Source organism: Sphingomonas sp. Leaf25, from assembly GCF_001421635.1.
Classification (GTDB): domain Bacteria; phylum Pseudomonadota; class Alphaproteobacteria; order Sphingomonadales; family Sphingomonadaceae; genus Sphingomonas.
Genome location: NZ_LMKU01000023.1, coordinates 453,558 through 462,642, shown reverse-complemented (window position 1 = coordinate 462,642; position 9,085 = coordinate 453,558). Strand labels below are relative to the sequence as shown.

9 protein-coding genes are annotated in these 9,085 nt (G+C 67.1%); 5 read left to right on the top strand and 4 right to left on the bottom strand.

Annotation, left to right across the window (positions count from 1 at the left end):
- Positions 1-40: 40 nt before the first annotated feature.
- From ASE78_RS09815 to ASE78_RS09800, 4 genes are read right to left on the bottom strand one after another with little or no spacing between them, the layout of a single operon-like run.
- Positions 41-781 carry an extensin family protein gene (locus tag ASE78_RS09815; RefSeq protein WP_056496213.1) on the bottom strand — a complete coding sequence of 247 codons (741 nt, stop codon included), beginning with the start codon at positions 779-781 and terminating at the stop codon, positions 41-43.
- The gene (locus ASE78_RS09810; protein WP_235514988.1) at positions 778-1,488 is read right to left on the bottom strand and encodes an NUDIX hydrolase; all 711 of its coding nucleotides are present in this window, start codon (positions 1,486-1,488) and stop codon (positions 778-780) included. Before ASE78_RS09810 ends, ASE78_RS09815 begins: the two co-directional genes overlap by 4 nt.
- On the bottom strand, positions 1,485-2,714 hold the full coding sequence (locus tag ASE78_RS09805) for a S1 family peptidase (protein WP_235514987.1): 1,230 nt from the start codon (positions 2,712-2,714) through the stop codon (positions 1,485-1,487). Before ASE78_RS09805 ends, ASE78_RS09810 begins: the two co-directional genes overlap by 4 nt.
- A gap of 7 nt (positions 2,715-2,721) precedes the next feature.
- Entirely contained in the window at positions 2,722-4,062 is a 1,341-nt protein-coding gene (locus ASE78_RS09800) for an MFS transporter (RefSeq protein WP_055762616.1), read from the bottom strand.
- Positions 4,063-4,197: 135 nt separating this feature from the next.
- Here ASE78_RS09800 and cyoA point away from each other — a divergent pair, with 135 nt between their 5' ends.
- From cyoA to ASE78_RS09775, 5 genes are read left to right on the top strand one after another with little or no spacing between them, the layout of a single operon-like run.
- Positions 4,198-5,358 carry a ubiquinol oxidase subunit II gene (gene cyoA, locus ASE78_RS09795; protein WP_056496207.1) on the top strand — a complete coding sequence of 387 codons (1,161 nt, stop codon included), beginning with the start codon at positions 4,198-4,200 and terminating at the stop codon, positions 5,356-5,358.
- 8 nt (positions 5,359-5,366) lie between these two features.
- Entirely contained in the window at positions 5,367-7,367 is a 2,001-nt protein-coding gene (gene cyoB, locus ASE78_RS09790) for a cytochrome o ubiquinol oxidase subunit I (RefSeq protein WP_200909842.1), read from the top strand.
- A 5-nt stretch (positions 7,368-7,372) separates the two neighbouring features.
- Positions 7,373-8,002: a cytochrome o ubiquinol oxidase subunit III gene (cyoC, locus tag ASE78_RS09785; RefSeq protein ID WP_055762625.1), complete on the top strand. Its 630-nt coding sequence runs from the start codon at positions 7,373-7,375 to the stop codon at positions 8,000-8,002.
- The gene (gene cyoD / locus ASE78_RS09780) at positions 8,002-8,385 is read left to right on the top strand and encodes a cytochrome o ubiquinol oxidase subunit IV (RefSeq protein WP_056496204.1); all 384 of its coding nucleotides are present in this window, start codon (positions 8,002-8,004) and stop codon (positions 8,383-8,385) included. The genes cyoC and cyoD overlap by 1 nt, the downstream gene beginning before the upstream one ends.
- Positions 8,382-9,050: an SURF1 family protein gene (locus ASE78_RS09775; protein ID WP_056496201.1), complete on the top strand. Its 669-nt coding sequence runs from the start codon at positions 8,382-8,384 to the stop codon at positions 9,048-9,050. The genes cyoD and ASE78_RS09775 overlap by 4 nt, the downstream gene beginning before the upstream one ends.
- Positions 9,051-9,085: the final 35 nt, after the last annotated feature.

The window sequence follows — 9,085 nt, the reverse complement described above, 5'->3', positions numbered from 1 at the left end:
CGGGCTGGTGCCGCCATCCGCCGTCAGGCGGATCAAATGGCTACCGACACGCCCCGCCCATCCCGCGGCTGGCCTGATCGAAATGGAAATGGTCGCGGTGCGCCGCATTGTAATCGGGCGACAGCACCGTCGAGAACACGCCACATGCCCCGTCGCGCACGTCGCGCAGGAACGCCGCCTTGTCGGCGTCCGCCTTGCCCTGCCCGGCGGTCCAGTCGCCCACCACGCTGATCCGCCGCCCATCCTCCAGCACGAACGCGGCAATATCCAGCGCGTTGGCGGTCGAATGTTCGCTGAACGCCCCCGAATCGCGGCCATAGAGTCGGCGACAGCTATAGCTGCCGAAATGCTCGATCCGCGCGACGCCGCTGCGCAAGCGCGCCTGTGCGGCGGGCTGCACCACCTGCCATTCCCATAGCGCCAGCGCGGCGGCGACGCGGCACGACACGCCAACCCCGGCCGGGGCATAGGCAAGGTCGCGCGATCCCCCGGCGTTCAGCCGCACCGCATCGTCATAGCCGCACTGCGCCCCGCCATCGCGCGGCGGCAATGCGGTATAGCGCACTCCCGCCGCATCCAGCAGCGCGCGACATCCGGCGAAATCATCCTTCAACCCGCCGATCTTGGAGCGGGTGAACATACCGATCGGCTGCGACAGGTCGAGCGGGGTCCATGGCACGTCCTGCGGCCGGCTGCGGACGAAGGCGTAGAGCGCGAAGCCGATCGCCGCCAGCACCGCCAGCCAGACGAGCGTGCGGACACCGGCCGACAGCGCCTTCACCCGCGCACCGTCCGCGCCATCGGCTCGGCCGTCACCGGATAGCCGAGATCGTCCGGGATCGTCAGCCAGTCGCCGTCCGCCCGTCGCTCGACCCATGGCGTGATCGTCCGCACCGGCCAGCGCACGGCATCCGCCAGCACGCCCGCGACATCGCGTTGTACGGCGAGCCGTTCGAGCACCCGCCGCGTCGGGAACAACAGGCTCGCCGCCCCCCGGTCCGCCGCCGCCAGCACCGCACCCGGCCGAAGCCATGCCGCGCTCCGGTTCTCGGTCCCGTCGACCACCGGTTCGGGGGCGTCGATCGGGCATGGCGCGACATAAAAATGCGTATCGAACACCCGGCTCACGCCCCGGTCGGGCAACCACCGGGCGTACTCGACCAGCGGCGTCGGATCGACCGGCCCGATCGCGCCGAGCACCTGCCCCTCCGCCAGCGCTGCCCGCATCGCCGCGACCTCGCCCGCCACGCCGATCGCGATACCCGCTTCCTCGATCGTCTCGCGGATCGCCGCCAGTCGCGGTGCCAGAGCCTCGTCTCCCATCGCCAGCGCCAACGCGCGGTCGTCGGGGTCGATCCGCCCGCCGGGAAACACCATCGCCCCGCCGGCGAACGCCATCGCCGCCGCCCGCTCGACCATCAGCACCTCCAGTGCGCCCGCCCGGTCGCGAAGCAGGATCAGCGTGGCGGCGGGGATTGCGCCGGTCACGGCCGCGGCACGGTCAGCAGCCGCCATCCCTCGGGCAGATAGTCGATCGGCATATAGTAATAGAAGCCGCACGACCGGTCGCCGCGATAGCTGCTCCCCTTCAACAGCCCGATCGCGGTCGTGCCGATGAAGATCGGCCCGCCGCTGTCGCCGCCGCGACAACTGGGTCCGGCGACCGCGACCCACATCGGCAGGCACGCGCCGCCGCACAGGTCGCCCGACGGCGCGAAATCGGTCATCAGCACCCGCGCGCAGCTATAGCCGCTGCGCTCGCCCCGGTGACAGACGAGGTCGCCGACCCGCGTCGCCGCCCGGCCCCGCTGGCGCTCGACCTGCCGCACCTGCGTCCGCGCGGTATCGGCGAAGAACACCGCCCGGTCGGCCAGCGGTGACAGATTGACCTGCACGTCCTGAAACCCCCAGCCCCATTGCCCGACGAACGGCAACGGAATGCGCGATCCGTCGGTCGCGATATGCTCCAGCGTGTCGGGGCAGTGCGCCGCGGTGACGATCGCGTTGCGCGCGCCGTCGCTCACCGCGAAACCGGTGGTGCAGATATAGCGCCGGCCGTCGATCGGGTCCGGCCCCACCACCCGCGATCCGCCGGGCACCACCGGCCCGACCAGCGGCGACAGCGGTATGTCGGGCGCCACCGTGCCGGCGAGCAATCCGTCCGGCCGGTCGGCCGGGGCGAGTCGCACCGGCACGTCGGTCAGCCGCTCGATCCGCTTGCGCAATTGCTCGCGGTCGCCTGCCGCATCGGCCCCGCCGATCATCACGACCAGCTCGCCACGCCGCGCGTCGATGCCCAGCGCCGGGGGCCGTGCCAGCATCGCGCGGATCGCCGCCTGATGCTCGCGGATCGCCGCCAGCAGTTGGTCGCGGGTGGCCTTCGCCCCGGTGCGAAAGCGCACCACGACGGTCGCCTCCCCCGCCTGCGCCATCATGTCGGCGACGGGCTTGCGCCCGGTCAGCAGCACGCTGACATCGCCACCGCTATCGAGCGACAGCCCGGCCAGCCGATCGCGATACGCCCCCTCGATCCATTCGGTCAGCGCGACGCTCGCCCCCTGCGCGCGCAATTCGGCAAGCGCGGCTTCGGCCGTACCGCCCTCGGTCCGCGCCACCTCGGCGGCATCGACCGCCAATGCCTCGGCCTCACGCTGCACCGGCCAAGCCTGCGCGGCGGCGGGACCAGCCACCGCCAGCGCAAGCAAACTCAGCACGCTCCGGTCAATCCAGCCGACGCGCCAGTTCCTTGTTGAGCGCCAGCGCCGCCAGCGTACCCACCGCACCCGACAGCAGGTACAGCCCCGATGCGAACAGCCCCAGCTTGCCCGCCAGCGCCAGCGCGACCAGCGGCGCGAAGCCCGCGCCGAACAGCCAGGCGAGATCGGAGGTCAGCGCCGCGCCGGTATAGCGCGAATCCTTGGCGAAGTTCGCCGCCACCGTGCCCGACGACTGGCCGAACGACAGGCCGAGCAGGATGAAGCCGGTAATCATGAACGCGATCTCACCCGCATCGCCACCGTTCAGCAGCAGCGGGGCAAGTCCCGAGAACAGCGCGATCGCGACCGCGCCGAAGCCGAGCAGCGTGCGCCGGCCGACGTGATCGGCCAGCACGCCCGAAATGACGATCGCGAAGATGAAGAAGATCGCGCAGGCCGTCTCGATCCACAGGAAACGGGCGATCTCCTGTTCGGTGAACAGGAAGATCCACGACAGCGGGAACACCGTGACCATATGGAACAGCGCGAAGCTGGCCAGCGGCACCAGCGCGCCGATCACGATCGTCTTCCATTCGCGGCCGACCGTGGGCAGCACCGGCGATGCCTTCAGCTCGCGGTTCTCGAACAGCGCGGTATATTCGGGCGTCACGACGATGCGCAGCCGCGCGAACAGCGCCACGACGTTCAGCGCAAAGGCGACGAAGAACGGATAGCGCCAGCCCCAGCTAATGAAATCCTCGGCACTCATATAGGCGGTGAAGAAGGCGAACAGCGCGCTCGCCACCATCAGGCCGAGCGGCGCGCCCAATTGCGGGATCATCGCATACCAGCCGCGCCGGTCCTGCGGCACATTGAGCGCCAGCAGCGAGGCGAGACCGTCCCATGCGCCGCCGAGCGCAATGCCCTGCAGGATACGCAGCGCCGCCAGCAGAATCGCCGACCATGCGCCCACCTGTGCGTAGCTGGGCAGGAAACCCATCGCCACGGTCGAGGTGCCGAGCAGGAACAGCGCGATCGTCAGCTTGGTGCCGCGCCCGTGCCGCCGGTCGATCGCCATGAACAGCAACGTGCCGATCGGCCGCGCGAAGAACGCCAGCGGAAACAGCGCGAAGGAATAGAGCGTGCCGGTCAGCCGGTCGACATACGGAAACATCAACTGCGGGAACACGATCACCGATGCGATCGCATAGACGAAGAAGTCGAAGAATTCCGAGGTGCGCCCGATGATGACGCCGATGGCGATCTCTTCGGACTGGACGCTGATCTGGTCCTCGCCGTTGCCGGACGTGTTGACCGCCCGGGCATCGGCCTCGAGGTCGCGGGAATGGACGAAGGCCTCGGCCATGGGGACTCCAAGCATGCGGCGCGGCATGCGCGCGGGTGTAGACAGAATATGCGCCCGTTATCGCAATGCACCAAACACCGGGATAGGACAAAATGTCCTATCGCAGTGCAGCATCGGGCAGCATAGGTCGCGCGCATGATCCAGCCCCGCTCGCTTCCGTGGCACCGGCCACTGCGTTCGCTCCTGCCGCTCGGGCTCCTGCCCGCGCTCGCCGGCTGCGACATGGTCGTGCTCAATCCCGCCGGCGATGTCGCGCGCCAGCAGGCCGACGTCCTGATGATCTCGGTCGGCCTGATGCTGCTCATCATCGTTCCGGTGATGGTGCTCACCGTCTGGTTCGCGTGGAAATATCGCGCCGTGAACGAGAAGGCGACGTACAAACCCGACTGGGACCATTCGACCGGGCTGGAACTCATCATCTGGTCGGGACCGCTGCTGATCGTCATCGCGCTGGGCGCACTGACGTGGATCAGCACCCATCTGCTCGACCCCTATCGTCCGATCGGGCAGATTTCGGCGGGCAAGCCGGTGCCGCAGGGGCAGCAGCCGCTGGAAATCCAGGTCGTCTCGCTCGACTGGAAATGGCTGTTCATCTATCCCGAACAGGGGATCGCGACCGTCAACCGGCTGGTGATCCCGGTCGACCGGCAGGTCCGCTTCCGCCTGTCGTCGTCGTCGGTGATGAACACCTTCTATGTCCCCGCGATGGCCGGCATGATCTATACCATGCCCGGCATGGAGACGAAGCTGCACGCGGTGCTGAACCGGCCGGGCACCTTCGAGGGCATGTCGGCGCACTATAGCGGTGCCGGCTTCTCCTACATGAACTTCAAGACGACCAGCACCGATCAGGCGGGCTTCGACCGCTTCGTCGCGGGTGTGAAGGCGATGCCCAACCGGCTCGACACGCAGCGCTATCTGGTGCTGGAGCGGCCGAGCGAGAAGGTTGCGCCGATGGGCTTCGGCGGCGTCGAGCAGGGCCTGTTCACCCGCATCGTCCAGATGTGCGTGAAGCCCGGCACGCCGTGCATGACCGAGAGCATGCACCACGGCGGCCCCGACGGCGCGCTGGGCGGACCGACCAACAACCGCCTGCCGCCGCAGGGCGAGGATACCAAGGGCGCGCTCGAAAAGGCCCCGTCCGACTATGGCGTCAGCCCGCACAGCAGCGGCGACGCCCCCGAAGGGTCGAAGGCCGCGCCCGGCAGCAACCAGCCGGGCAGCGCCAAGAACCGTAACATGACCCGCATCGCACCGCGCGCGATGCCGGGCCGCCCCGCTTCGGCGCAAGGCTGAGACACATCATGTCCGATACCCTTACCAAGCTGATCTTCGGTCGCCTGACGATCGAAAGCTTCCCGATCCACGAACCGATCATCGTCATGACCTTCGCGGCGGTCGCCATCGGCGGCGCGGCGGTGCTGGCGGCGCTGACGTACTTCAAACTGTGGGGCTATCTCTGGAAGGAGTGGTTCACCACCGTCGATCACAAGCGCATCGGGATCATGTATATGATCCTCGGCATCGTCATGCTGCTGCGCGGCTTCGCCGACGCGATCATGATGCGCGCCCAGCAATCGATCGCCTTCGGCCAGAACGAAGGTTTTCTGAACGCGCACCATTATGACCAGGTGTTCACCGCCCACGGCGTCATCATGATCTTCTTCGTGGCGATGCCGCTGGTCACCGGGCTGATGAACTACATCGTGCCCTTGCAGATCGGCGCGCGCGACGTGTCGTTCCCGTTTCTGAACAATTTCAGCTTCTGGATGACCGCGTCGGGTGTGGTGATCGTGATGGCCAGCCTGTTCGTCGGCGAATTCGCCCGCACCGGCTGGCTGGCGTTCGCGCCGCTGTCCGGGCTGGATTATTCGCCCGACGTCGGGGTCGACTATTATATCTGGGCATTGCAGTTGGCCGGCGTCGGCACATTGCTGTCTGGCGTCAACCTGATCGCGACCATCGTCAAGATGCGCGCACCGGGCATGGGCCTGATGAAGATGCCGATCTTCACTTGGTCGGCGCTCGTCACCAACATCCTGATCGTCGCCGCCTTCCCGGTGCTCACCGCCGTGCTGGCGATGCTGTCGCTCGACCGCTATGTCGGCACCAACTTCTTCACCAACACGTTGGGCGGCAACCCGATGATGTACGTGAACATGATCTGGATCTGGGGCCACCCGGAAGTCTACATCCTGATCCTGCCGGCGTTCGGCGTGTTCTCGGAAATCGTGTCGACCTTCTCGGGCAAGCGGCTGTTCGGCTATACGTCGATGGTCTACGCGCTGTTGGTCATCACCATCCTGTCGTACCTCGTGTGGCTGCACCACTTCTTCACCATGGGGTCGGGGGCGAGCGTCAATTCGTTCTTCGGCATCACCACGATGATTATCTCGATCCCGACGGGGGCCAAGATCTTCAACTGGCTGTTCACCATGTATCGTGGCCGCATCCGCTACGAACTGCCGATGCTGTGGGCGATCGCGTTCATGCTGACCTTCACGGTCGGCGGCATGACCGGCGTGCTGCTGGCGGTGCCGCCCGCCGACTTCGTGCTACACAACTCGCTGTTCCTGATCGCCCATTTCCACAACGTCATCATCGGCGGCGTGGTGTTCGGGATGTTCGCCGGCATCAACTACTGGTTCCCCAAGGCGTTCGGCTTCAAGCTGGACAAGAAGTGGGGCCTCATCAGCTTCTGGTGCTGGTTCGTCGGCTTCTGGGTCGCGTTCACCCCGCTGTATGTGCTGGGGCTGATGGGCATCACCCGCCGCCTGCGCCACTTCGACGATCCTTCGCTCCAGATCTGGTTCATCATCGCCGCGATCGGTGCCGCGATCATCGCGGTCGGCATTGCCGCCTTCCTGGTGCAGATCGCGGTCAGCATCATGAACCGCGACAAGCTGCGCGACTTCACCGGTGATCCGTGGGGCGGCCGCAGCCTCGAATGGGCCACCTCGTCGCCGCCGCCCGACTATAACTTCGCGTTCACCCCGGTCGTCCACGACCTCGACGCGTGGTACGACATGAAGAGCCACAAATACGCCCGGCCGGTGGACGGCTTCACCGCCATCCACATGCCGAGCAACACTTGGGCGGGGATCGTGCTCGCCGGCCTGTCGACCGTCTTCGGTCTGGCGATGGTCTGGTACATCTGGTGGCTGGCGGCGCTGGCGTTCGTCGCCGTGATCGGCACCGCGATCGTCCACACCTTCAACTACAAGCGCGACTTCCACATTCCGGTGGAGGAAGTCATCGAGACCGAGGCGCGGCGTACCGCCGACCTCCAGGCCGCGGGGGCGTAAAGATCATGGGTTCGTCGGTACAAATCCCCGCAGGCGCGTCGGAGCGCGCCTATCATCTGGCGGAGGAGCATGAGCACGAGGCGGGGTCGAGCACGATGCTCGGCTTCTGGCTCTACCTGATGAGCGACTGTCTCATCTTCGCCATGCTCTTCGCCTCCTACGGCGTCTATTCGGGCAGCACCGCCGGCGGCCCGGACGCCAAGGAGCTGTTCGACCTGCCGCTGGTCGCGCTCAACACCGCGATGCTGCTGTTCTCGTCGATCACCTACGGCTTCGCGATGATTTCCGCCGAAGAGGGCAAGAAGGCGGCGACGCTGCGCTGGCTGGCGATCACCGGCGTGTTCGGTGCCTGCTTCCTCGGCATCGAGCTGTACGAATTCAGCCACCTGATCCATGAAGGCGCAGGACCGCAGCGCAGCGCGTTCCTCTCGGCGTTCTTCACGCTGGTCGGCACCCACGGGCTGCACGTCACCTTCGGCATCGTCTGGCTGACGACGCTGATGGTGCAGGTCGCCAAGCACGGCCTGGGTGCCGCCAACATGCGCCGGCTGATGTGCCTGTCGCTGTTCTGGCACTTCCTCGACGTCATCTGGATCGGCGTCTTCACCTTCGTCTATCTGCTGGGAGTCCTTTGATGGCCGGCCACGCCCACCACGACGCGCACGGCCACGGCGGCCACGGCGACGCCCCCGCCCATGGCTCGCGCCGCGAATATGTCATCGGCTTCCTGCTCTCGGTCGTGCTGACCGCGATCCCCTTCGGTCTGGTCATGAGCGGCGTCATCGCCGATCCGCGCCTGACCGCCGGGCTCGTGATGGTCTGCGCGGTGGTGCAGATCGTCGTCCACATGATCTACTTCCTGCACATGAACACCAAGTCGGAGAACGGCTGGACGCTCATGGCGCTGATCTTCACGGTCGTGCTGGTCGGCATCACCATCGCCGGGTCGCTGTGGGTGATGTATCACATGAACGTCAACATGATGCCGCAGATGGGCGGAGACATGGGTTCGATGTGACCCTGCGCCGCGCGCTGCCGGTCGGGCTGATCGCCCTCGTCATCGCCGGCCTGATCGGGCTGGGCCTGTGGCAATTGCAGCGCCGGACCTGGAAGCTCGATTTGATCGCGCGGACCGAGGCGATGCTGAAGACACCGCCGGTCCCCGCCCCGCCGCCCGGAACCCCGGTCGGCGGACAAGACGAATACCGCCCAGTGGTCGCCACCGGGCGGTATCGCCCCGCCAGCGACACCTATGTCCAGGCTGTGACCGTGCTCGGCGGCGGCTTCTGGGTGCTGACACCGCTCGACACCGGACGCTTCAGCCTGCTGGTCAATCGCGGCTTCGTGCCCCCTGCCCAGCGCGGCAAGGTTCCGCCACCGACCACTCCCGTCACCGTGCGCGGCCTGCTGCGCCTGACCGAGCCGGGCGGCGCGTTCCTGCGCTCGAACGATCCCGCCGCCGACCGCTGGTTTTCGCGCGACGTGGGCGCGATCGCGGCGAAGCGCGGGGTGGCATCGGTCGCCCCCTATTTTATTGATGCGGGGGCCAGCACCGGCTGGCCACGCGGTGGCCTGACCGTCGTCACCTTCCGCAACAACCACCTCGTCTATGCGCTGACGTGGTTCGGCCTCGCCGCGCTGCTGGGCGGCATGACATGGCGGGCGACCCGCCGGCGCACGTAACCCTTCTCCCCTCCCTGGAAGGGAGGGGTCGGGGG